Below are 22,528 nucleotides of genomic sequence, written 5' to 3'. Positions count from 1 at the left end.
TTTCCGGCCTGTCACATTCATACGATTGCGGCAGGCCGTGTTATTATTGCCTTTTTGTATATTTGGACAGGAAGAGTATTTTGACTACTAACACTCATACTCTGCAGATTGAAGAGATTTTAGAGCTTCTGCCGCACCGTTTTCCGTTTTTACTGGTCGATCGCGTGCTGGACTTTGAAGAAGGTCGTTTTCTGCGTGCGGTGAAAAATGTCTCCGTCAACGAGCCGTTTTTCCAGGGGCATTTCCCGGGCAAACCGATTTTGCCAGGCGTGTTGATTCTGGAAGCGATGGCGCAGGCAACCGGTATTCTGGCGTTTAAAAGCGTTGGTAAACTGGAACCTGGCGAACTGTATTATTTCGCGGGTATTGATGAAGCGCGCTTTAAGCGTCCGGTTGTGCCAGGCGATCAGATGATCATGGAAGTCACTTTCGAGAAAACGCGCCGTGGCCTGACCCGCTTTAAAGGGGTTGCGCTGGTCGACGGTAAAGTTGTGTGCGAAGCAACCATGATGTGTGCTCGTAGCCGGGAGGCCTGATTCGTGATTGATAAATCCGCCTTTATTCATCCTACCGCCATTGTGGAAGACGGCGCTGTAATTGGCGCTAATGCCCACATTGGTCCCTTTTGTATTGTTGGGCCGCAGGTCGAAATTGGTGAGGGAACCGTACTGAAGTCTCATGTGGTTGTGAATGGTCAAACCAAAATCGGCCGCGACAACGAGATTTATCAGTTTGCCTCCATCGGTGAAGTGAACCAGGATCTGAAATATGCGGGTGAGCCGACCCGTGTGGAAATTGGCGATCGTAACCGCATCCGCGAAAGCGTCACCATTCATCGTGGTACAGTGCAGGGTGGTGGGTTGACGAAGGTGGGTAGCGATAACCTGCTGATGATCAATGCGCATGTTGCACATGATTGTACGGTAGGTAATCGCTGTATCCTCGCCAACAACGCCACGCTGGCGGGGCACGTATCAGTCGATGATTTTGCGATCATCGGCGGTATGACGGCAGTTCATCAATTCTGCATTATCGGTGCGCATGTGATGGTCGGCGGCTGCTCCGGCGTGGCGCAGGATGTACCTCCGTATGTGATTGCGCAGGGTAACCATGCGACGCCGTTCGGGGTAAATATCGAAGGGCTGAAGCGTCGCGGCTTTAGCCGTGAAGGGCTGGTGGCGATTCGTAATGCCTACAAACTGTTGTACCGCAGTGGTAAAACGCTCGACGAAGCGAAGCTGGAAATCGCTGAACTTGCTGAAAAGCATCCGGAAGTGAAGGCGTTTACCGAGTTCTTTGAGCGTTCAACGCGCGGTCCGATTCGTTAATGGCGGCACAGCGTCCTTTAACGATTGCCCTGGTCGCCGGTGAAACGTCCGGCGATATTCTTGGCGCAGGCTTAATTCGTGCGCTGAAAGCGCGCGTACCCAACGCCCGCTTTGTGGGCGTTGCGGGGCCGCGCATGCAGGCCGAAGGGTGTGAAGCCTGGTACGAAATGGAAGAGCTGGCGGTCATGGGCATTGTTGAAGTGCTCGGACGTTTACGCCGTTTGTTGCATATCCGCGCCGATCTGACCCGTCGTTTTACCGAACTCAAGCCCGATGTCTTTGTCGGGATTGATGCCCCTGATTTCAACATTACCCTCGAAGGTAATCTGAAAAAACAAGGGATTAAGACCATTCATTATGTCAGCCCGTCTGTTTGGGCCTGGCGACAGAAACGCGTTTTCAAAATAGGCAGATCCACCCATATGGTGCTGGCTTTTCTGCCTTTCGAAAAAGCGTTTTACGATAAATTTAACGTCCCGTGCCGCTTTATCGGTCACACCATGGCGGATGCCATGCCGCTGGACCCGGATAAAAATGCGGCGCGCGACGTGCTGGGTATTCCGCATGACGCCCATTGTCTGGCGCTACTGCCAGGCAGCCGTGGCGCGGAAGTGGAAATGCTCAGCGCCGACTTCCTGAAAACCGCACAATTGCTGCGACAGCGCTATCCCGATCTGGAAGTGGTAGTGCCGCTGGTGAACGCGAAACGCCGCGAGCAGTTTGAAAAAATTAAAGCGGAGGTTGCGCCGGATCTCGCCGTTCATTTGCTGGACGGCATGGCGCGCGAGGCGATGATCGCCAGCGACGCGGCTCTGCTGGCCTCGGGTACGGCGGCACTGGAGTGTATGCTGGCAAAATGCCCGATGGTAGTGGGGTATCGTATGAAGCCCTTCACTTTCTGGCTGGCGAAACGTCTGGTAAAAACGGAGTATGTGTCTTTGCCTAACCTGCTGGCGGGAAGAGAATTAGTCAAAGAGCTGTTGCAGGAAGAGTGCGAACCGCAAAAACTCGCCGAAGCGCTGTTGCCGCTACTGGCGAACGGTAAAACCAGCCATGCGATGCACGACACCTTCCGTGAATTGCATCAGCAGATCCGCTGTAATGCCGATGAGCAGGCGGCAGATGCCGTCCTGGAGTTAGCACAATGATCGAATTTGTTTATCCACACACCCATTTAGTGGCGGGTGTGGATGAAGTGGGCCGTGGCCCGCTGGTGGGCGCCGTAGTGACCGCCGCCGTGATCCTCGATCCGGCTCGTCCGATCGTCGGTCTGAATGATTCCAAAAAATTGTCTGAAAAGCGTCGTCTGTCATTGTATGACGAGATTAAAGAAAAGGCGTTAAGCTGGAGTCTGGGACGCGCGGAAGCGCATGAAATTGATGAGCTGAATATTTTGCACGCCACCATGCTCGCCATGCAGCGCGCTGTCGCTGGTCTGCATATTGCGCCAGAATATGTGCTGATCGACGGCAATCGCTGTCCGGCGCTGCCTGTGCCGTCAATGGCCGTGGTGAAAGGAGACAGCCGCGTGGCGGAGATTAGTGCGGCGTCTATTCTGGCGAAAGTCTCCCGCGACGCAGAAATGGCGGCGCTGGATATCGTTTTTCCTCAGTATGGCTTTGCGCAGCACAAAGGCTATCCAACCGCTTTTCATCTGGAAAAGTTGGCACAGTATGGCGCGACGGCGCACCACCGACGCAGTTTTGCGCCTGTTAAACGCGCTCTGGGACTTGTGTCCTGATTCTTGTATCGAGAAATCTGAAGATGTCTGAACCACGTTTCGTTCACCTGCGGGTGCACAGCGACTACTCTATGATCGATGGGCTGGCGAAGACCGGGCCGCTGGTGAAAAAGGCGGCCTCATTAGGTATGCCTGCGCTGGCGATCACCGATTTTACCAACCTCTGCGGTCTGGTGAAGTTCTACGGAGCGGGTCATGGCGCGGGCATTAAACCCATCGTCGGGGCGGACTTTAACGTTCACAACGAACTGCTGGGAGATGAGCTGACTCATCTGACGGTACTGGCGGCGAATAATACGGGATACCAGAACTTGACGTTGCTGATCTCGAAAGCGTATCAGCGCGGCTACGGCGCGGCAGGCCCGATTATCGAGCGCGACTGGTTGGTAGAGCTTAAAGAAGGTTTGATCCTGCTTTCCGGCGGGCGCATGGGCGACGTAGGCCGCTGTCTGCTACGCGGCAACCAGGCGCTGGTGGAGGAGTGCGTTGCTTTCTATGAAGCGCATTTTCCCGATCGCTACTTCCTGGAACTGATCCGCACCGGCAGACAGGATGAAGAGACCTATCTTCATGCTGCGGTTGAACTGGCTGAGGCACGTGGTTTGCCAGTTGTCGCGACAAACGATGTCCGTTTTCTTGAAAGCGATGATTTTGACGCCCATGAAATTCGTGTCGCGATCCACGACGGTTTCACGCTTGACGATCCTAAGCGTCCGCGCAATTACTCGCCGCAGCAATATATGCGCAGCATCGATGAGATGTGCGAGCTGTTCGCCGATATTCCGGAGGCGCTGGAAAATACGGTGGAGATTGCCAAACGCTGCAACGTAACGGTACGTCTGGGTGAATATTTCCTGCCGCAGTTCCCGACCGGCGATATGACTACCGAAGATTATCTGGTCAAAAAATCGAAAGAGGGGCTGGAAGAGCGTCTGGCTTTCCTGTTTCCGGACGAAGAAGAGCGCAAAAAGCGTCGCCCGGAATATGACGAGCGTCTGGATATTGAACTACAGGTTATCAACCAGATGGGGTTCCCTGGCTACTTCCTCATCGTGATGGAGTTTATCCAGTGGTCAAAAGATAACGGCGTGCCGGTAGGGCCGGGACGTGGTTCCGGGGCTGGTTCGCTGGTGGCCTACGCGCTGAAAATTACCGACCTTGATCCGCTGGAATTTGACCTGCTGTTCGAACGTTTCCTGAACCCGGAACGTGTCTCGATGCCTGACTTCGACGTTGACTTCTGTATGGAGAAACGCGACCAGGTGATTGAGCACGTCGCAGACATGTACGGGCGTGATGCAGTATCGCAAATTATCACCTTCGGTACGATGGCGGCGAAAGCCGTTATCCGCGATGTGGGCCGCGTGCTGGGGCATCCGTACGGTTTTGTCGATCGTATCTCGAAGCTGGTGCCGCCCGATCCGGGCATGACGCTGGCAAAAGCCTTTGAAGCGGAACCGCAACTGCCGGAAATTTACGAGGCGGACGAAGAGGTCAGAGCGCTGATCGATATGGCGCGTAAGCTTGAAGGTGTCACGCGTAACGCCGGTAAACACGCTGGCGGCGTGGTCATCGCGCCGACCAAAATTACCGACTTTGCGCCGCTGTACTGCGATGAAGAGGGCAAGCATCCGGTTACCCAGTTTGATAAAAGCGACGTGGAATATGCCGGACTGGTGAAGTTCGACTTCCTCGGTTTGCGTACGCTGACTATCATCAACTGGGCGCTGGAGATGATCAACAAGCGGCGCGAGAAAAACGGCGAGCCGCCGCTGGATATCGCCGCCATTCCGCTGGACGATAAAAAAAGCTTCGACATGCTGCAGCGCTCGGAAACCACGGCGGTCTTCCAGCTTGAATCGCGCGGTATGAAAGACCTGATCAAGCGTCTGCAGCCGGACTGCTTTGAAGATATGATCGCACTGGTGGCCCTGTTCCGTCCCGGCCCGTTGCAGTCAGGGATGGTAGATAACTTTATCGACCGTAAGCACGGTCGTGAAGAACTCTCTTACCCGGACGTTCAGTGGCAGCATGAAAGCCTGAAGCCGGTACTGGAGCCGACTTACGGCATCATTCTGTATCAGGAACAGGTGATGCAGATTGCCCAGGTACTTTCCGGGTATACTCTCGGCGGCGCGGATATGCTGCGTCGTGCGATGGGGAAGAAAAAGCCGGAAGAGATGGCCAAACAGCGTTCCGTTTTTGAAGAGGGCGCGAAAAAGAACGGTATCGACGGCGAACTGGCGATGAAAATCTTTGACCTGGTGGAGAAATTCGCCGGTTACGGGTTTAACAAATCGCACTCCGCCGCTTATGCGCTGGTTTCTTACCAGACGCTATGGCTAAAGGCGCACTATCCGGCTGAATTTATGGCGGCGGTGATGACTGCCGATATGGACAACACCGAGAAGGTCGTCGGCCTGGTGGACGAGTGCTGGCGGATGGGACTGAAAATTCTGCCGCCGGATATTAACTCCGGATTGTACCATTTCCACGTTAACGATGAGGGCGAGATCGTCTACGGCATCGGCGCGATCAAAGGCGTCGGCGAAGGGCCGATCGAAGCGATCATCGACGCGCGTAATCAGGGCGGCTATTTCCGCGAACTGTTTGATCTGTGCGCGCGGACCGACACCAAAAAGCTCAACCGCCGGGTGCTGGAAAAGCTGATCATGTCCGGGGCGTTCGACCGCCTGGGGCCGCACCGCGCCGCGCTGATGAACTCATTGGGCGATGCGCTGAAAGCCGCCGACCAGCACGCCAAAGCGGAAGCTATCGGTCAGGCGGATATGTTCGGCGTACTGGCGGAAGAGCCGGAGCAAATCGAGCAATCCTATGCCAGCTGCCAGCCGTGGCCGGAGCAGGTGGTGTTAGATGGGGAACGTGAAACGTTGGGGCTGTACCTGACGGGCCACCCTATCAATCAGTATTTAAAAGAAATTGAGCGCTATGTCGGCGGGGTAAGGCTCAAAGACATGCATCCGACAGAACGTGGTAAAGTCACCACGGCTGCGGGGCTCGTGATTGCCGCAAGGGTTATGGTCACCAAGCGCGGCAATCGTATCGGCATCTGTACGCTGGATGACCGTTCCGGGCGTCTGGAAGTGATGTTATTTACCGACGCGCTGGATAAATACCAGCAGTTGCTGGAAAAAGACCGCATACTTATCGTCAGCGGACAGGTCAGCTTTGATGACTTCAGCGGGGGGCTTAAAATGACCGCCCGCGAAGTGATGGATATTGACGAAGCTCGCGAAAAATACGCTCGCGGGCTTGCTATCTCGCTGACGGACAGGCAAATTGATGACCAGCTTTTAAACCGACTCCGTCAGTCTCTGGAACCCCACCGCTCGGGGACCATTCCAGTACATCTCTACTATCAGAGGGCGGATGCGCGTGCGCGGCTGCGTTTTGGCGCAACGTGGCGTGTCTCTCCGAGCGATCGTTTACTTAACGATCTGCGTGGCCTCATTGGTTCGGAGCAGGTGGAACTGGAGTTTGACTAATACAGGAATACTATGAGTCTGAATTTCCTTGATTTTGAACAGCCGATAGCAGAGCTGGAAGCGAAAATCGATTCTCTGACTGCGGTAAGCCGCCAGGATGAGAAACTGGATATTAATATCGATGAAGAAGTCCATCGCCTGCGCGAAAAAAGCGTAGAACTGACGCGCAAAATCTTCGCCGATCTCGGCGCATGGCAGGTAGCCCAACTGGCGCGCCATCCGCAGCGTCCGTACACCCTGGATTATGTCCGTCTGGCGTTTGATGAGTTTGATGAGCTGGCGGGCGATCGCGCCTATGCGGATGACAAAGCCATCGTCGGCGGTATCGCGCGTCTGGAAGGGCGACCGGTGATGATCATTGGTCATCAGAAGGGTCGTGAAACCAAAGAAAAAATTCGTCGTAACTTTGGCATGCCTGCGCCGGAAGGCTACCGCAAAGCGCTGCGCCTGATGGAAATGGCTGAACGCTTCAACATGCCGATTATCACCTTCATCGACACCCCGGGCGCTTACCCTGGCGTGGGCGCGGAAGAGCGTGGTCAGTCTGAAGCTATCGCCCGCAACCTGCGTGAGATGTCTCGTCTGAACGTACCGGTCATCTGCACCGTGATTGGCGAAGGCGGCTCCGGCGGCGCATTGGCGATTGGCGTGGGTGATAAAGTGAATATGCTGCAATACAGCACCTATTCCGTTATCTCCCCGGAAGGTTGCGCCTCTATTTTGTGGAAGAGCGCCGACAAAGCGCCATTGGCTGCTGAAGCGATGGGCATCATCGCGCCGCGTCTGAAAGAGCTGAAGCTAATCGATTCCATCATTCCGGAGCCGCTGGGCGGCGCGCACCGTAATCCGGAAGCGATGGCGGCATCGCTAAAAGCGCAGCTGCTGGAAGATTTAGCCGATCTCGATGTGTTAAGCACCGATGATTTAAAAAACCGTCGTTACCAGCGTTTGATGAGCTACGGTTACGCCTAATCATTTACCTCATTTTTCTCAGGAGGCCGGATAATCCGGCCTCTTTTTTTTGGACGAGGAAAAATGAGACGCCGATGAGTTGATGTGATTAAACGCAACGGCATGTTCTCCCTGACACTGTATCAACTGCCAGGCGTGTGGCCAGGGCAGGCAGTGAACTACCCTTCAAGGAGAAAATTATGGGATTGCAAAAAACACTGGCGCTCAGCGCCGTAGCGGCAGGGATCATGTTGAGCTTATCCGGTGCGCAGGCCGCGCCGCTGCTTAGCAGTAGTGAGCCAATGACCATTAACGCCAGCGATCTGGCGGCGAAAGAGAAAGCGCTGACGGATTTTCCGTTAATGGAGGCAGTGAAATCCTCTATCCAGACGTTAGATAACAGCGCGGTCGAACAAATCGAACCGGGGCGCGCCGCTAACCCGGCAAACGTAAAACGCGTTGAAAGTATTCTGAAAGAGGCCGACTGGGATTATCTGTTCCCGATGCGCGCACCGGAATACACTTACTCTAACTTCCTGAAAGCGATAGGTAAATTCCCGGCGGTTTGTGGTACCTACACCGATGGACGCGATAGCGACGCTATCTGCCGTAAAACCCTGGCTACTATGTTTGCGCATTTTGCCCAGGAGACGGGCGGTCACGAAAGCTGGCGTGACATTCCGGAATGGCGTCAGGCGCTGGTCTATCTGCGCGAAGTCGGCTGGACAGAAGGGCAGAAAGGCGGCTACAACGGCGAATGTAACCCGGATGTATGGCAGGGCCAGACCTGGCCGTGCGGTAAAGATAAGGACGGCGATTTCCTCAGCTATTTTGGTCGCGGGGCAAAACAGCTTTCTTATAACTACAACTATGGGCCTTTCTCTGACGCGATGTATGGTGACGTTCGCCCTCTGCTGGATAAACCCGAGCTGGTGGCGGATACCTGGATGAACCTGGCGAGCGCCGTCTTCTTCTTTGTGTATCCGCAGCCGCCGAAGCCGTCTATGCTACATGTGATTGACGGTACCTGGCAGCCAAACGATCGCGATAAAGCAAACGGCCTGGTATCAGGTTTCGGCGTCACCATTCAAATCATCAATGGCGGCGTGGAGTGCGGCGGCGCAGATGAGAATGCGCAGTCGCTTAACCGTATCGCCTACTACAAAGAGTTTGCCAACTACCTGAAAGTGCCGGTGCCGGCGGACGAAGTGTTGGGCTGTAAAAAGATGAAGCAGTTCGATGAAGGCGGCGCTGGCGCGTTACCGATCTATTGGGAACAAGACTGGGGCTGGAGCGCCGATACTGCGGACGGTAAAACCTATTCCTGCCAGTTAGTGGGATATCAGACGCCGTATACCGCCTTTAAAGAGGGTGACTACACGAAATGTGTACAGCATTATTTCAACGTTAATGTCGTCGATGATAACGGAACCACTGAACCGGATGTCACGCCAACTCCGGCGCCAGTGACGGATGAAAACGTGGCGCCAGTCGCGCGCATTGCCGGGCCGGTCGGGGCGGTGGAAGCCGGTAGCCCGGTTTCACTCAGCGCGGAAGGATCGACCGACGCGAATGGCGACAAGCTCACCTATACCTGGATGTCGCAGGATGGCAAAACGCTGAGCGGCCAGGATAAAGCCGTTGTGATTTTCAACGCGCCGGATGTCACTCAGAACACCCAGTATGTGGTGAATCTGACCGTTAGCGACGGTACGCTCTCCAGCACTGCGGTTTATACGCTGAATGTGAAAGCGAAGGTCGCCGCTGCGGATGACGAAGATAAGACCGCCAGCTACCCTGCCTGGAGCAGCAGCCAGAAATGGAATCCGGGCGACATCGTTAACAGTAATGGCGCATTGTACCAGTGCAAACCGTTCCCGGAAGGCTCATGGTGTAATGTTGCGCCTGCCTACTATGAGCCCGGCGTAGGGATTGCCTGGGCCGATGCATGGAACGCATTGTAATAAGATAAATCCTGTCGGTGCTTTGCATCGGCAGGATTGTTACTATGCTTATCTCAGGTTTTTTCAGGAGAAAGCATGAACATCATCGCCATTATGGGGCCGCACGGGGTTTATTATAAAGATGAACCCATCAAGGAGCTTGAGCGTGCATTACAATCCCTGGGATTTCAAATTATCTGGCCGCAAAATAGCGTTGACTTGTTGAAGTTTATTGAACATAACCCGCGCATCTGCGGCGTTATTTTTGACTGGGATGAATACAGTCTCGACCTTTGTAGCGAAATCAACCAGCTAAATGAATACCTTCCTCTCTATGCCTTTATCAATACCAACTCCACGCTGGACGTTAGCGTTCACGATATGCGCATGGCGCTGTGGTTTTTTGAGTATGCATTGGGGCTGGCTGAAGATATCGCGACGCGCATTCATCAATATACAAACGAATATCTCGATAATATTACGCCGCCGTTTACCAAAGCGCTGTTTACCTACGCCAAAGAAGGAAAATATACCTTTTGTACGCCGGGTCATATGGCGGGAACGGCGTATCAGAAAAGCCCGCCAGGCTGTCTGTTTTATGACTTTTTTGGCGGCAATACCTTAAAGGCCGATGTGTCGATTTCGGTGACTGAACTGGGATCGCTGCTGGATCACACCGGGCCGCATCTGGAAGCGGAAGAGTATATCGCCCGTACTTTTGGCGCCGAGCAGAGTTATATGGTGACGAACGGTACGTCGACCTCGAATAAAATTGTCGGTATGTATGCCGCGCCTGCGGGAAGTACGCTACTTATTGATCGTAATTGCCATAAATCGCTGGCGCATTTGCTGATGATGAGCGATGTGGTGCCTCTCTGGTTGAAGCCGACGCGCAATGCGCTCGGTATTCTTGGCGGTATTCCTAAGCGTGAATTTACCCGCGACAGCATTGCGCGTAAGGTGGCGGAAACCGCGCAGGCGCAATGGCCGGTTCATGCGGTTATCACCAATTCGACTTACGATGGTCTGCTGTATAACACTAACTGGATCAAGCAGATGCTGGACGTTCCCTCGATCCATTTTGATTCCGCCTGGGTACCCTATACCCATTTCCATCCGATCTACCAGGGGAAAAGCGGGATGAGCGGCGATCGGGTGCCCGGAAAAGTGATTTTCGAAACGCAATCCACCCATAAAATGCTGGCGGCTTTTTCGCAGGCATCGCTTATTCATATCAAAGGGGAATATGACGAAGAGACGTTTAACGAAGCGTTTATGATGCACACTTCCACATCGCCGAGCTATCCCATTGTCGCCTCTATCGAGACCGCGGCGGCGATGCTGCGCGGCAATCCAGGGAAAAGATTGATTAATCGTTCGGTGGAGCGGGCGCTCCATTTTCGTAAAGAGGTACAGCGGTTACGTGAAGAGTCCGATAGCTGGTTCTTTGATATCTGGCAGCCGGAAGAGGTTGATGAGGCCGAATGCTGGCCGGTCACGCCGGGAGAAACCTGGCATGGCTTCACCGATGCTGATGACGATCATATGTTCCTCGATCCGGTTAAGGTGACAATCCTGACGCCGGGGATGGATGAACAGGGCAACATGAGCGAAGAGGGGATACCCGCCGCGCTGGTGGCGAAGTTCCTTGATGAGCGAGGCGTGGTGGTGGAAAAAACCGGGCCGTATAATTTGCTGTTTTTGTTCAGCATAGGGATTGATAAGACCCGTGCGATGGGGCTGCTGCGCGGGCTGACGGAATTTAAACGGGCCTACGATCTTAACCTGCGCGTCAAAAATATGTTGCCGGATCTGTATGCGGAAGATCCGGATTTTTATCGCAATATGCGCATTCAGGATCTGGCGCAGGGGATCCATAAACTGATCCGCCAGCACGATCTTCCGGGGCTGATGTTGCGGGCGTTCGAGGTTTTACCGGAGATGATCATGACCCCGCACCAGGCCTGGCAGCGTCAGATCAAAGGCGAGGTGGAAACCGTGGCGCTCGATCAACTGCCAGGGCGCGTTTCCGCGAATATGATCCTGCCTTATCCGCCAGGCGTTCCGCTGTTGATGCCCGGCGAGAGGATCACGCAACAGAGTCGGGCCGTGCTCGATTTTCTGCTAATGCTCTGCTCGATTGGCCAGCATTATCCCGGTTTTGAAACGGATATTCACGGCGCGAAACGGAATGAAGACGGGGTGTACCAGGTACGAGTCTTAAAACACGCCTGTTAGCTTGCCTGACGGGAATGTGACGAGTAACGTACTGATAATCAATAAAGGAGACGCTATGCTGGGATTAAAACAGGTTCATCACATCGCGATCATTGCGACAGACTATGCGGTGAGCAAGGCGTTTTACTGCGATATTCTGGGGTTCGATCTGTTAAGCGAAGTCTGGCGGGAAGAGCGTGACTCGTGGAAGGGCGATTTGGCGCTAAACGGGCAGTATGTGATTGAGCTTTTCTCTTTTCCCTTCCCTCCGGCGCGTCCAAGCCGACCTGAAGCCTGCGGCCTGCGCCATCTGGCTTTCAGCGTGGAAAATGTGGAAAACGCCGTTGCGCATCTGGAAAAGCATCAGGTTAAGTGCGAACCGATACGCATCGATCCGTATACCGGGAAGCGCTTTACTTTTTTCAACGATCCGGACGGTTTACCGCTTGAGCTGTATGAGCAGTAAGGCTTGTCATTAAGACGCTCGCCAGGTAACGTTGCCGGGCTAAGTCACTATAAGCATGGATCATGACCACTCTCACGTTGAATACCTCGTTACTCTCTTCTCGCCGTATTCTGGCTGCCTTTAGCGGCGGCCTGGATTCTACGGTGCTGTTGCATCAACTGGTGTTGTGGCGAGAACGCCACCCTGACGTTACGCTGCGTGCTATCCATATTCATCACGGTTTAAGCCCTCATGCTGATAGCTGGGTGCGGCATTGCGAAACCGTATGCGAACGCTGGCAGGTTCCGCTGGTAGTGAAGCGGGTGACGCTGGCGGATAATGGCCTGGGTATCGAGGCCCATGCGCGTGAAGCGCGCTACCGGGCATTCGCACAGACGCTATTGCCTGGCGAAGTGCTGGCAACCGCGCAGCACCTTGACGATCAATGTGAAACATTCCTGCTGGCGTTAAAGCGCGGCAGCGGTCCGGCCGGACTTTCCGCGATGGGAGAACGCTCGCCTTTTGCCGGAACTCTGCTTCTTCGCCCGCTGTTGAGAGAAACGCGGAAGACGCTGGAACAGTGGGCTGTGCATCATGGCTTATGCTGGATTGAAGATGAAAGCAATCAGGATGACGCCTACGATCGCAATTTTTTACGCCTGCGCGCGCTTCCGCTGTTGCAGCAGCGCTGGCCGCATTTTCCTGCGGCGGTAGCCCGTAGCGCGACGCTCTGCGCCGAGCAAGAAAGGCTGCTGGACGAGCTTCTGGCCAGCGATCTTACGGACTGTATCACGACGGAGGGAACATTGCGGCTCTCTCCATTAATGTCGATGAGCGATGTACGGCGGGCGGCGATTTTGCGTCGCTGGCTGGCGATGCGTAATGCGCCGATGCCCTCTCGCGACGCGCTGGAACGTATCTGGCAGGAGGTGGCGCTGGCGCGCGACGATGCCTCTCCCTGTTTACGCTTTGGCGATCACGAGATTCGCCGTTATCAGTCGCAACTGTGGTGGATTAAATCCGTGGCCGGACAACACGAAACGACGGTCGCCTGGCCCGTCTGGCAAACACCGCTGGCGCTGCCTGCCGGCTTAGGGACGGTACAGCTCGTTCCTGGGGGCGAACTGCGCCGACCGCGAGAGGAAGAATCCGTCAGCATTCGTTTTAAAGCGCCAGGCGTGTTACATATTGTCGGGCGTAACGGCGGACGTAAATTAAAGAAAATCTGGCAGGAGCAGGGGATCCCGCCCTGGCGACGAGATACCACGCCGCTGTTGTTTTACGGCGAAACGCTGATTGCGGCTGCGGGTGTTTTTGTGACGCGTGAGGGAGCAGCAGAAGATAAAGAAGGGGTGAGTCTGGTTTGGCATGCCTGATGGCGCTGCGCTTATCAGGCCTACGTATCGCATGGAACGTAGGCCGGATAAGGTGCTTGCACCGCCATCCGGCAACAAAATACTCAGGATTCGCTAACTACCACGGTACCAATTTCCGGGTGGCTGAAACTGGCGATTTTATCGAGACGAAGTTCACAAGACTCGCCGGAAATCTCGGCAAGCAGATACTCTACGTTTTTACGTAAGATCAAATCGTTCGCTTTTGCCTGCAAAACCTCGCCATCTTTTAACGTTAGCGTCAGTATTAAATGATGCATGCAGGCAAGCTCAAGACTATCGTAGTCATCGCAATTAATGGGTTGATACGTTTCATTCATTGACATAATCGCTCACCAGTAAGTTCGCGGCAGCATAAGCTGCCTTTTCCCTGACCGACTCTGAAAGGGCGCTATCTGCCGCCACTTCATTAAGCACTTTCAATACACAACCCAGCGCATCCGGGACATACCCTAAGTCTCCGCTGGCGATTTCCGCATACCGCTTGCGTACTAACTCACAATATTTTTCCACATGCCCTCCTGTCAGCATTCTGACTTAACCGTGGATGCAAGTCTAAGCCTACGAAGTTAAATCTTGTTTAGCAAGGTGACTATACCATACTCATTTGCGCAATATCAGCGCCTGACGCGAGTGGGTAAAAGATTCGTTAACAGCCTTTTAGCGCGGTTTTCGCTACAATGGGCGCCTGATTCGAAAGGAGTTTTCTCATGGCGCTTAAAGCGACAATTTATAAAGCCGTCGTCAATGTGGCTGACCTTGATCGCAACCGGTTTCTGGATGCGGCATTGACGCTGGCGCGTCACCCTTCTGAAACGCAGGAGCGCATGATGCTGCGCCTGTTGGCATGGATAAAATATGCTGATGAACGGTTGCAGTTTACACGCGGGCTCAGCGCGGAAGATGAGCCGGAGGCCTGGCTGCGCAACGATCATCTGGGCATCGATCTCTGGATAGAGCTGGGGCTGCCGGATGAGCGCCGTATTAAGAAAGCCTGTACTCAGGCGAGCGACGTCGCGCTCTTTGCTTATAACTCCCGGGCGGCGCAAATCTGGTGGCAGCAGCATCTAAGCAAGTGCGCGCAGTTCGCTAACCTGTCCGTCTGGTATCTGGATGACGGGCAACTGGCGCAACTCAGTGAATTTGCCGATCGTACCATGACGCTACAGGCGACGATTCAGGACGGCGCAATCTGGCTTTCTGATGCTCGGAATAATCTGGAAATACAGCTAACCGCCTGGCAACAGCCCTCATGATTGCCATCTCCCGGACGGTCTCCATAGCCGATAATGAGCTGGAAATTACGGCCATTCGCGCGCAGGGCGCGGGTGGTCAGCACGTAAATAAGACCTCTAGCGCGATTCATTTGCGCTTTGACATTCGGGCCTCTGGCCTGCCAGAGTATTACAAACAGCGTTTGCTGACGGCCAGCCACCATCTGATAAGCGATGATGGCGTCATTATCATTAAGGCGCAGGAGTTCCGGAGCCAGGAGCTCAACCGGGAAGCGGCTATCGCCAGGCTGGTTGCCGTCATAAAAGAATTAACCGCAGAGCAGAAAAGCCGTCGCGCAACCCGTCCGACGCGTGCCTCGAAAGAGCGCCGTTTGTCCTCAAAGGCGCAAAAATCTTCTGTAAAGGCGCTTCGCGGCAAAGTTCGTCGTCCACTGGATTGACGGGCAGGAATAGCAATTTCATAAGGATTTTATGGTGAGAACAGCAATATTGTCAGTAGCGGCAGCCTGTACGCTATTTGCATTGATAGGGTGTAATAACCGTGCGGAAGTTGACGCCCTGCAACCTGCGCAGGCGGCGGAATTAAAACCCATGCAGCAAAGCTGGCGCGGCGTGCTGCCCTGTGCGGATTGTGAAGGTATTGAAACGTCACTGTTTCTGGAAAAAGACGGCACATGGGTGATGAACGAGCGTTATCAGGGCGTGCGCGAAGAACCTTCCTCTTTTGCGTCATACGGTACCTGGGCGCGGACGGCGGATAAACTGGTGTTAACCGACAGCAATGGCGAGAAATCGTATTATCGCGCGAAAGGCAATGCGCTGGAGATGCTCGACAGAGAAGGCAATCCGGTGGCTTCGCAGCTTAATTATACGCTTGTGCCTGTTACCGCCAGCCTGCCGGTAACGCCAATGCCGTTGCGTGGTATGTATGTATACAGGGCCGATGCGGCGACCTTTACCGATTGTGCGACCGGAAAACGGCTGCCGGTCGCCAGTAACGCCCAGCTTGAGCGCGGCTATCTGACGGCGAAAGGTGAAGCGGAAAAACCGGTGCTGCTGACGGTAGAAGGGCATTTTGTGTTTGCCGCGAACCCGGACACGGGCGAGCCGGTAAAAATGCTAATAGCCGATAAAAACGCGAAGTTTGCGCCGGGTAAAGATTGCACTCACTAATAAAAGGCCTCGCAGGATGCGAGGCCTTTACATATCTGCCGGGTGGCGCCGGGCAATCCCAACAAAATGTCGTTTAGCCTTTAATCGCCTTGACCAGATAATCAACGATATCGCCGGTTTTAATCAGCGATTTTTCACCGCTGCGACGGTATTTATACTCAATATCGTCGTTATCCAGGTTGCGATCGCCAATCACGATAGTATGTGGAATACCAATCAGCTCCATATCGGCAAACATCACGCCCGGGCGCTCTTTACGGTCGTCCATCAGCACTTCAATGCCCTGCGCGCGCAATTCGCTGTACAGCTTTTCCGCCAGCTCCTGCACACGGAAGGATTTGTGCATATTCATCGGCAGAATAGCGACCTGGAAAGGCGCAATGGCGTCAGGCCATACAATGCCGCGCTCGTCAAAGTTCTGCTCGATAGCCGCGGCAACGACACGTGTTACGCCGATACCATAGCAGCCCATTGTCAGGATCTGGTTACGGCCATCTTCACCCTGAACGGAGGCTTTCAGCGCTTCTGAGTACTTGGTACCTAACTGGAAGATGTGACCCACTTCGATACCGCGTTTGATAAGCAACGTTCCCTGACCATCCGGACTCGGATCGCCGGCGACTACGTTACGGATGTCGGCAACAACAGGCGTCGCCACATCGCGATCCCAGTTAATACCAAAGTAGTGTTTACCGTCGATGTTGGCGCCAGCGGCAAAATCGCTCATGGCGGCAACGGTACGATCGATGATGACCGGAATCGGCATATTGACCGGGCCGAGGGAGCCAGGGCCGGCATTAATCACGGCGCGAATCTCTTCTTCGGTAGCGAAGGTCAGCGGGCTGGCAACGTGCGGCAGTTTTTCCGCTTTAACTTCATTCAGTTCATGATCGCCGCGAACCAGCAGAGCCACCAGCGGAGACTTGCTGTCTTTCACCGCTTTCACCAGCAGCGTTTTTACCGTTTTTTCAATTGGCAGGTTGAATTGTTCCACCAGCTCCGCGATGGTTTTGGCATTTGGCGTATCGACCAGAGTCATTTCCTGCGTCGCCGCTGCGCGCGGCGTTTGCGGCGCGATAGCTTCTGCCAGTTCAATGTTAGCCGCGTAATCAGAAACATCAGAGAAAACGATATCGTCTTCGCCGCTTTGCGCCAGCACCTGGAATTCATGCGAGGCGTTGCCGCCGATAGAACCGGTATCGGCCTGTACCGCGCGGAAATCCAGCCCCATACGGCTGAAGATACGGCTATACGCGGCGTACATGGCGTCATAGGTTTCCTGCAACGACTCCTGAGAGGTGTGGAAAGAGTAAGCATCTTTCATCAGGAATTCGCGCGAACGCATCACGCCAAAGCGCGGACGCACTTCATCACGGAATTTGGTCTGGATTTGGAAGAAGTTCAGCGGCAACTGCTTATAAGAGCTGAGTTCATTACGCACCAGATCGGTGATAACTTCTTCGTGGGTCGGGCCGAGTACGAACGGACGCTCGCCACGGTCGACAAAACGCAGCAGTTCCGGACCGTACTGTTCCCAACGACCACTCTCTTGCCACAGGTCGGCTGGCTGAACGACTGGCATCGACACCTCGATAGCACCGGCGTTGTTCATCTCTTCACGCACGATGTTTTCGACTTTTTTCAGGACGCGCAGGCCGGTCGGCAGCCAGGTATATAACCCGGAGGCGAGCTTGCGGATCATCCCGGCGCGCAGCATCAGCTGGTGGCTGATAACCTCGGCGTCGGCAGGTGTCTCCTTCAGAGTGGAGAGCAGGTATTGGCTAGTACGCATGTTGTTACGGTTCCAGTTGAACGATCGAACAGGCTCAATGTGAGCCTGATACAAAAAAAGTGATTTAGTTTACCAGCGTGCAAGAGATGTCAAAAGAGAAGGGCGTGAAATTACCGTGGTTCCAGCGCAAACACTTCAAATCCAGTGCTAACCACACGCCAGCGCACGTTAAAATCATGCAGCCAGACGGCATAGGTTTTGCCCGTCTCTTCACCCTTACGATAAGCCGGGCGAGGATCTTGCGCCAGCACATCGCAAATAAATGTCCGTAGCTGCGGATAACGCCTTTCCAGCGTCGTAAGCTGTTGAGCCACCTCAGCGGTAAAACTCACGGGCATTTCAGCTATCGGCGCCTGTTGCGCATAGCTGGCGGCGGCGTCCGGTAAGGCCTCGGCAAACGGTAAATACGGTTTGATATCCACCACCGGCGTGCCATCCACCAGATCCAGACTGCCTAATTTCAGAATTACGCTCTCTTTCCGGCACTCGATACCTTTTAGCGCAACGAGCGACATGCCAATCGGATTGGGGCGGAACGTGGAGCGCGTGGCAAAAACGCCCATTCTGGCGTTACCGCCAAGACGGGGCGGACGAACTGTTGGCCGCCAGCCGCCGTCCATCGTCTGATGAAAAACGAAAAGCACCCACAAATGGCTGAACGCCTCCAGGCCGCGAACGGCATCGGCCTGGTTGTAAGGCGCTATCAGATGCAGTTCGCCGCAGGCGCTTTTGACCAGACCAGGCTGGCGCGGAACGGCGAATTTTTCTTTATAGGGGGAGCGAATAACGCCGATTTGTTCAAACTGAAAGCTGCTCATTTCGCCGAAATATTCAGGGCGGACCCGATACAAACCGCCTGACGGTAGCAGCCTGGCGTGCCGCTGGTAATTTCACAGCTGTGCAGCAGGACGGCGTTGGCTTTCATTTTAGATGCATTAATCTGCATACGCTTGCGCGCAGTTGGAATGTTAGGCGGAGAGTCTTGATTTGTCGCCTGGCAGGATTCGCCGCTAACTTCGCCAAGATCGCGGAAAGGTTTGCCGACTAAGTCTTCAGCATTGGTGTAAATCCTGACGGGAGCGGCACGCGGCGCTTTAGGTTTCTCCGGCTCCGCTTTTGGCGGGGTTGCGGTGCTTTGAACGGGTTCAACAGGGGATCTGCTTAGCATGGAACAACCGCCCAGCATGAGTGCCAATAAACAGATCGGTAAAGCACGCATAATATTTCCTCAATGAATGTTCTAATTGCCAGATATTGAATCAGGAGCTTGCATAAATGACAAGACGGGCAATAGCCCGTCCTGAATAATATTACAGATTGTGGAATCAGCCTAAAACTTACCAGCCTTTCACCGCGCCGCCATTAAAAACTTTATTTGCGGCTTCGTACACTTCATCAGACTGGTAAGCCTGAACGAATTTTTTCACATTCTCGGCGTCTTTGTTATCTTCACGCGTCACGATCAGGTTAACGTACGGAGAATCTTTATCTTCAACGAAGATACCGTCTTTCGCTGGCGTCAGGCCAATCTGGCTGGCGTAAGTCGTATTAATGACCGCTAACGCGATCTGCGCGTCATCCAGCGAACGCGGCAACTGCGGCGCTTCCAGCTCAACAATTTTCAGATTTTTCGGGTTTTCCACGATATCCAGCGAGGTAGGAAGCAGACCGACGCCGTCTTTCAGTTTAATCAGCCCTACTTTTTGCAGCAGCAGCAGGGAACGACCAAGGTTGGTCGGGTCGTTAGGCACAGCGACCTGGGAACCGTCCTTGAGCTCATCCAGTGATTTGATTTTTTTGGAATATCCTGCAATGGGATAGACAAAAGTCTTACCTACAGAAACCAGTTTGTAGCCGCGATCTTTGATTTGCTGATCCAGATACGGTTTGTGCTGGAAGGCATTGGCATCGATATCGCCTTTGCTCAGCGCTTCATTAGGCAGAACATAATCATTAAAGGTCACCAATTCCACGTCCAGGCCGTATTTTTCTTTCGCGACTTTCTGCGCGACTTCGGCAACTTGCTGCTCTGCGCCAACGATTACGCCGACTTTAATATGGTTCGGATCTTTTTCATCCTGACCGCAACCCGCAAGTGCCAGAGAACCAATCAGAGCACCCACTGCCGCAAAGGTTTTGAATTTGAACGCCATGCTTATTTCCTTAATGAGTATTTGTGTTGTGTTTAACGTTACTTATGCGTGACAGCCCTGACGATGCGATCGCCGGATAACTGAATTAAATAAACCAGAACGACAAGTAATACCAGCACCGTATTCATCACGGTAGCATTGTATCCAATATAACCGTACTGATAGCCGATTTGACCGAGGCCGCCTGCGCCGACGGCGCCGCCCATTGCGGAGTAACCGACCAGGGTGATCAGTGTAATGGTTGCCGCATTCACCAGACCAGGCAGCGCTTCCGGTAAAAGGATTTTACGTACAATTTGCAGCGGCGTGGCGCCCATCGCTCGCGAAGCTTCAATCAGCCCGGCAGGGATCTCTAACAACGCATTTTCCACCATACGGGCGATAAAAGGCGCGGCGCCGACGGTCAGCGGTACAATCGCGGCCTGCAAACCAATGGAGGTGCCGACAATTATTCGGGTAAAAGGAATCATCCACACCAGCAGGATGATAAAGGGAATCGAGCGGAAAATATTGACCACCGCAGAGAGGGAGCGATACAGCCTGGCGTTCTCCATAATCTGCCCCGGGCGCGTAACATACAGCAATACGCCAACCGGCAGGCCAATCACGAAACCGAAGAAACCGGAGACAAAGGTCATCGCCAACGTTTCCCAAACGCCACGAACCAGTAACCACATCATTGCCTCAGACATAACCCAGTACCTCTACTTTCACATGGTGATCCTGCAGCCAGGCAATTGCGGCTTGCGTCTCTTCTTGTGTGCCGTGCATTTCCGTTAGCATAATGCCGAACTTCACACCGCCCGCGTAATCCATCTGCGCGCTGATAATATTATTGTTCACGTTGAAACGACGCGCGGTTTCAGAAAGCAGCGGGGCATCCACAGACTGCCCGGTGAATTCCATGCGCAGCATCGGCACGCTGTCAGTTTCCGGCGACGCTTTCAAACGCGCCTGGTAATCTTCCGGAATGTCCAGATGCAGAGTGGACTGAATAAACTTCTGCGCCAGCGGCGTTTTAGGATGCGAGAAGACTTCGCTGACCGTATCCTGCTCAATAAGCTCGCCATTACTGATAACGGCAACGCAGTCGCAGATACGTTTCACGACATCCATTTCATGAGTGATAAGCAGAATCGTCAACCCCAGACGACGGTTGATATCTTTCAGCAATTCCAGAATCGAACGGGTCGTCGCAGGATCAAGCGCGCTGGTGGCTTCATCGCACAGCAATACTTTTGGATTACTGGCTAACGCGCGGGCAATCGCGACACGCTGTTTCTGACCGCCGGAAAGATTTGCCGGATAGCTGTCGTGCTTGTCGCCAAGACCGACTAAATCCAGCAGCTCTGTGACACGGCGTTTGATCTCTTCCTTTGGTGTGTTATCCAGTTCCAGCGGCAACGCGACGTTGCCAAACACGGTACGGGAAGAGAGCAGGTTAAAATGTTGGAAAATCATGCCGATTTGACGGCGAGCTTTGGTCAACTCAGACTCTGAAAGCGTTGTCAGCTCCTGACCGCCGACCTGAACGCTGCCTTCGGTTGGGCGTTCAAGTAAGTTAACGCAGCGGATAAGCGTACTTTTACCGGCGCCGGAGGCGCCAATGACGCCATAAATCTGCCCGGCAGGGACGTGCAGGCTGACATTATTTAGCGCCTGAATGGTGCGCGTCCCCTGCTGGAACACTTTGGTAATATTCGAAAGTTTAATCATTGGTTATTTATTATCGTAATTAAGTTAGCCGTGGCATTTTCGTCTGTCTAATACGGTCAACGCCGTCAACAGAATGGATGTTAAGGCATCCAGACGTCTAAATCAATCAGGCTTTATACGATGAGCACTTTCTTGCCTGCTGAAACATGCGATACTAGCGCCACTTGCTTTACTCAGGAGCTATAAAAGGTGGCAAAGTCTGTACCCGCAATTTTTCTCGACCGTGACGGCACCATTAATGTGGATCACGGCTACGTACATGAAATCGATGCATTTGAGTTTATAGACGGTGTTATTGACGCGATGCGCGAGCTAAAAAAAATGGGCTATGCGCTGGTGGTGGTGACGAACCAGTCCGGAATCGCGCGCGGCAAATTCACCGAGGCGCAGTTTGAAACGTTAACCGAATGGATGGACTGGTCGTTGGCGGATCGCGATGTTGATTTGGACGGCATCTATTATTGTCCTCACCATCCGCAGGGCAGCATAGAAGAGTTCCGTCAGGTATGTGATTGCCGCAAGCCGCATCCAGGAATGCTTATCTCAGCGCGTGATTTCCTGCATATCGATATGGCGGCCTCTTATATGGTGGGAGACAAGCTGGAAGATATGCAGGCGGCTGCGGCGGCAAATGTCGGGACAAAAGTGCTGGTGCGTACGGGCAAACCGATCACGGCAGAAGCAGAAAACGCGGCGGACTGGGTGTTAAACAGCCTTGCCGATCTGCCATCGGCGATAAAAAAGCAGCAAAAATAAGCGTTATGGATAAAAGGTGAGCGGTTAAAACAAAAATGCATTTTTCCGCTTGTCTTCCTGAACCGACTCCCTATAATGCGCCTCCATCGACACGGCGGATGTGAATCACTTCACACAAACAGCCGGTCGGTTGAAGAGAAAAATCCTGAAATTCAGGGTTGACTCTGAAAGAGGAAAG

22 protein-coding genes are annotated in these 22,528 nt (G+C 53.7%); 14 read left to right on the top strand and 8 right to left on the bottom strand.

Going from position 1 to position 22,528, the window contains the following annotated elements; genetic code table 11:
• The first annotated feature begins 80 nt into the window (after positions 1 to 80).
• From fabZ to tilS, 10 genes are all read left to right on the top strand, one after another.
• Entirely contained in the window at positions 81 to 536 is a 456-nt protein-coding gene (gene fabZ / locus OLG56_RS17395) for a 3-hydroxyacyl-ACP dehydratase FabZ (RefSeq protein WP_000210741.1), read from the top strand.
• A gap of 3 nt (positions 537 to 539) precedes the next feature.
• Positions 540 to 1,328: an acyl-ACP--UDP-N-acetylglucosamine O-acyltransferase gene (lpxA, locus tag OLG56_RS17390; protein WP_000565950.1), complete on the top strand. Its 789-nt coding sequence runs from the start codon at positions 540 to 542 to the stop codon at positions 1,326 to 1,328.
• Positions 1,328 to 2,476 carry a lipid-A-disaccharide synthase gene (gene lpxB, locus OLG56_RS17385; protein ID WP_000741216.1) on the top strand — a complete coding sequence of 383 codons (1,149 nt, stop codon included), beginning with the start codon at positions 1,328 to 1,330 and terminating at the stop codon, positions 2,474 to 2,476. The genes lpxA and lpxB overlap by 1 nt, the downstream gene beginning before the upstream one ends.
• Positions 2,473 to 3,069 (top strand): ribonuclease HII, encoded by a 597-nt coding sequence (gene rnhB, locus OLG56_RS17380; RefSeq protein WP_061377089.1) that lies wholly within the window; start codon positions 2,473 to 2,475, stop codon positions 3,067 to 3,069. Before lpxB ends, rnhB begins: the two co-directional genes overlap by 4 nt.
• Before the next feature lie 23 nt (positions 3,070 to 3,092).
• The gene (gene dnaE, locus OLG56_RS17375; protein ID WP_001294832.1) at positions 3,093 to 6,575 is read left to right on the top strand and encodes a DNA polymerase III subunit alpha; all 3,483 of its coding nucleotides are present in this window, start codon (positions 3,093 to 3,095) and stop codon (positions 6,573 to 6,575) included.
• A gap of 12 nt (positions 6,576 to 6,587) precedes the next feature.
• Positions 6,588 to 7,547 carry an acetyl-CoA carboxylase carboxyl transferase subunit alpha gene (accA, locus tag OLG56_RS17370; RefSeq protein WP_000055753.1) on the top strand — a complete coding sequence of 320 codons (960 nt, stop codon included), beginning with the start codon at positions 6,588 to 6,590 and terminating at the stop codon, positions 7,545 to 7,547.
• A 179-nt stretch (positions 7,548 to 7,726) separates the two neighbouring features.
• Positions 7,727 to 9,490, top strand: a complete 1,764-nt coding sequence (locus tag OLG56_RS17365; protein WP_039513817.1) for a chitinase — start codon at positions 7,727 to 7,729, stop codon at positions 9,488 to 9,490.
• A 75-nt stretch (positions 9,491 to 9,565) separates the two neighbouring features.
• Positions 9,566 to 11,707 carry a lysine decarboxylase LdcC gene (gene ldcC, locus OLG56_RS17360; RefSeq protein WP_001021044.1) on the top strand — a complete coding sequence of 714 codons (2,142 nt, stop codon included), beginning with the start codon at positions 9,566 to 9,568 and terminating at the stop codon, positions 11,705 to 11,707.
• 55 nt (positions 11,708 to 11,762) lie between these two features.
• Positions 11,763 to 12,152, top strand: a complete 390-nt coding sequence (locus tag OLG56_RS17355; protein ID WP_000901088.1) for a VOC family protein — start codon at positions 11,763 to 11,765, stop codon at positions 12,150 to 12,152.
• Positions 12,153 to 12,214: 62 nt separating this feature from the next.
• Positions 12,215 to 13,507, top strand: coding sequence for a tRNA lysidine(34) synthetase TilS (tilS, locus tag OLG56_RS17350; RefSeq protein ID WP_039513814.1), 1,293 nt, complete (start codon positions 12,215 to 12,217; stop codon positions 13,505 to 13,507).
• A gap of 83 nt (positions 13,508 to 13,590) precedes the next feature.
• On the opposite strand, the gene rof is transcribed toward tilS, so the two are convergent.
• On the bottom strand, positions 13,591 to 13,851 hold the full coding sequence (rof, locus tag OLG56_RS17345; RefSeq protein ID WP_000062329.1) for a Rho-binding antiterminator: 261 nt from the start codon (positions 13,849 to 13,851) through the stop codon (positions 13,591 to 13,593).
• A complete protein-coding gene (locus tag OLG56_RS17340; RefSeq protein ID WP_001518678.1) occupies positions 13,838 to 14,038 on the bottom strand; it encodes a YaeP family protein in 201 nt (66 codons plus the stop codon). The genes rof and OLG56_RS17340 overlap by 14 nt, the downstream gene beginning before the upstream one ends.
• Positions 14,039 to 14,235: 197 nt before the next feature.
• Between OLG56_RS17340 and OLG56_RS17335 the strand changes: the two genes are divergently transcribed.
• The 3 genes from OLG56_RS17335 to nlpE are packed head-to-tail and all read left to right on the top strand — an operon-like array spanning position 14,236 to position 15,933.
• Complete coding sequence (locus OLG56_RS17335; RefSeq protein ID WP_001602272.1) at positions 14,236 to 14,781, top strand: YaeQ family protein; 546 nt, start codon at positions 14,236 to 14,238, stop codon at positions 14,779 to 14,781.
• A complete protein-coding gene (gene arfB, locus OLG56_RS17330; protein ID WP_000560527.1) occupies positions 14,778 to 15,200 on the top strand; it encodes an alternative ribosome rescue aminoacyl-tRNA hydrolase ArfB in 423 nt (140 codons plus the stop codon). Before OLG56_RS17335 ends, arfB begins: the two co-directional genes overlap by 4 nt.
• 31 nt (positions 15,201 to 15,231) lie before the next feature.
• Positions 15,232 to 15,933: an envelope stress response activation lipoprotein NlpE gene (nlpE, locus tag OLG56_RS17325; RefSeq protein ID WP_000252576.1), complete on the top strand. Its 702-nt coding sequence runs from the start codon at positions 15,232 to 15,234 to the stop codon at positions 15,931 to 15,933.
• A 73-nt stretch (positions 15,934 to 16,006) separates the two neighbouring features.
• Here the strand turns inward: nlpE and proS are convergent, their stop codons facing one another.
• The 6 genes from proS to metN form a co-directional block, all read right to left on the bottom strand.
• The gene (gene proS / locus OLG56_RS17320; RefSeq protein WP_001260683.1) at positions 16,007 to 17,725 is read right to left on the bottom strand and encodes a proline--tRNA ligase; all 1,719 of its coding nucleotides are present in this window, start codon (positions 17,723 to 17,725) and stop codon (positions 16,007 to 16,009) included.
• Between the two features lie 110 nt (positions 17,726 to 17,835).
• Complete coding sequence (gene tsaA / locus OLG56_RS17315) at positions 17,836 to 18,543, bottom strand: tRNA (N6-threonylcarbamoyladenosine(37)-N6)-methyltransferase TrmO (RefSeq protein ID WP_000093989.1); 708 nt, start codon at positions 18,541 to 18,543, stop codon at positions 17,836 to 17,838.
• The gene (gene rcsF, locus OLG56_RS17310) at positions 18,540 to 18,944 is read right to left on the bottom strand and encodes an envelope stress sensor lipoprotein RcsF (RefSeq protein ID WP_001202315.1); all 405 of its coding nucleotides are present in this window, start codon (positions 18,942 to 18,944) and stop codon (positions 18,540 to 18,542) included. The genes tsaA and rcsF overlap by 4 nt, the downstream gene beginning before the upstream one ends.
• A 118-nt stretch (positions 18,945 to 19,062) precedes the next feature.
• The gene (gene metQ / locus OLG56_RS17305; protein WP_000874215.1) at positions 19,063 to 19,878 is read right to left on the bottom strand and encodes a methionine ABC transporter substrate-binding lipoprotein MetQ; all 816 of its coding nucleotides are present in this window, start codon (positions 19,876 to 19,878) and stop codon (positions 19,063 to 19,065) included.
• Between the two features lie 38 nt (positions 19,879 to 19,916).
• On the bottom strand, positions 19,917 to 20,570 hold the full coding sequence (locus tag OLG56_RS17300) for a methionine ABC transporter permease MetI (protein WP_001287486.1): 654 nt from the start codon (positions 20,568 to 20,570) through the stop codon (positions 19,917 to 19,919).
• The gene (gene metN / locus OLG56_RS17295; protein ID WP_000594021.1) at positions 20,563 to 21,594 is read right to left on the bottom strand and encodes a methionine ABC transporter ATP-binding protein MetN; all 1,032 of its coding nucleotides are present in this window, start codon (positions 21,592 to 21,594) and stop codon (positions 20,563 to 20,565) included. The genes OLG56_RS17300 and metN overlap by 8 nt, the downstream gene beginning before the upstream one ends.
• A gap of 189 nt (positions 21,595 to 21,783) precedes the next feature.
• Here metN and gmhB point away from each other — a divergent pair, with 189 nt between their 5' ends.
• Positions 21,784 to 22,350 (top strand): D-glycero-beta-D-manno-heptose 1,7-bisphosphate 7-phosphatase, encoded by a 567-nt coding sequence (gmhB, locus tag OLG56_RS17290; RefSeq protein ID WP_001140156.1) that lies wholly within the window; start codon positions 21,784 to 21,786, stop codon positions 22,348 to 22,350.
• Positions 22,351 to 22,528: the final 178 nt, after the last annotated feature.

The organism is Salmonella sp. 2018103 (assembly GCF_026247685.1).
Taxonomy (GTDB): Bacteria; Pseudomonadota; Gammaproteobacteria; order Enterobacterales; family Enterobacteriaceae; genus Salmonella; species Salmonella enterica.
This window is presented reverse-complemented; position numbering and strand designations above follow the sequence as displayed.

What these genes read in the sequence shown, in the direction of transcription:
- tsaA (WP_000093989.1), bottom strand. Translation starts at nt 18,543, where the DNA reads ATGAGCAGCTTTCAGTTTGAACAAATCGGCGTTATTCGCTCCCCCTAT.
- OLG56_RS17300 (WP_001287486.1), bottom strand. Translation starts at nt 20,570, where the DNA reads ATGTCTGAGGCAATGATGTGGTTACTGGTTCGTGGCGTTTGGGAAACG.
- nlpE (WP_000252576.1), top strand. Translation starts at nt 15,232, where the DNA reads ATGGTGAGAACAGCAATATTGTCAGTAGCGGCAGCCTGTACGCTATTT.
- ldcC (WP_001021044.1), top strand. Translation starts at nt 9,566, where the DNA reads ATGAACATCATCGCCATTATGGGGCCGCACGGGGTTTATTATAAAGAT.
- rcsF (WP_001202315.1), bottom strand. Translation starts at nt 18,944, where the DNA reads ATGCGTGCTTTACCGATCTGTTTATTGGCACTCATGCTGGGCGGTTGT.
- lpxB (WP_000741216.1), top strand. Translation starts at nt 1,328, where the DNA reads ATGGCGGCACAGCGTCCTTTAACGATTGCCCTGGTCGCCGGTGAAACG.
- OLG56_RS17335 (WP_001602272.1), top strand. Translation starts at nt 14,236, where the DNA reads ATGGCGCTTAAAGCGACAATTTATAAAGCCGTCGTCAATGTGGCTGAC.
- proS (WP_001260683.1), bottom strand. Translation starts at nt 17,725, where the DNA reads ATGCGTACTAGCCAATACCTGCTCTCCACTCTGAAGGAGACACCTGCC.
- OLG56_RS17355 (WP_000901088.1), top strand. Translation starts at nt 11,763, where the DNA reads ATGCTGGGATTAAAACAGGTTCATCACATCGCGATCATTGCGACAGAC.
- OLG56_RS17365 (WP_039513817.1), top strand. Translation starts at nt 7,727, where the DNA reads ATGGGATTGCAAAAAACACTGGCGCTCAGCGCCGTAGCGGCAGGGATC.
- arfB (WP_000560527.1), top strand. Translation starts at nt 14,778, where the DNA reads ATGATTGCCATCTCCCGGACGGTCTCCATAGCCGATAATGAGCTGGAA.
- rnhB (WP_061377089.1), top strand. Translation starts at nt 2,473, where the DNA reads ATGATCGAATTTGTTTATCCACACACCCATTTAGTGGCGGGTGTGGAT.
- tilS (WP_039513814.1), top strand. Translation starts at nt 12,215, where the DNA reads ATGACCACTCTCACGTTGAATACCTCGTTACTCTCTTCTCGCCGTATT.
- accA (WP_000055753.1), top strand. Translation starts at nt 6,588, where the DNA reads ATGAGTCTGAATTTCCTTGATTTTGAACAGCCGATAGCAGAGCTGGAA.
- dnaE (WP_001294832.1), top strand. Translation starts at nt 3,093, where the DNA reads ATGTCTGAACCACGTTTCGTTCACCTGCGGGTGCACAGCGACTACTCT.
- metN (WP_000594021.1), bottom strand. Translation starts at nt 21,594, where the DNA reads ATGATTAAACTTTCGAATATTACCAAAGTGTTCCAGCAGGGGACGCGC.
- rof (WP_000062329.1), bottom strand. Translation starts at nt 13,851, where the DNA reads ATGTCAATGAATGAAACGTATCAACCCATTAATTGCGATGACTACGAT.
- metQ (WP_000874215.1), bottom strand. Translation starts at nt 19,878, where the DNA reads ATGGCGTTCAAATTCAAAACCTTTGCGGCAGTGGGTGCTCTGATTGGT.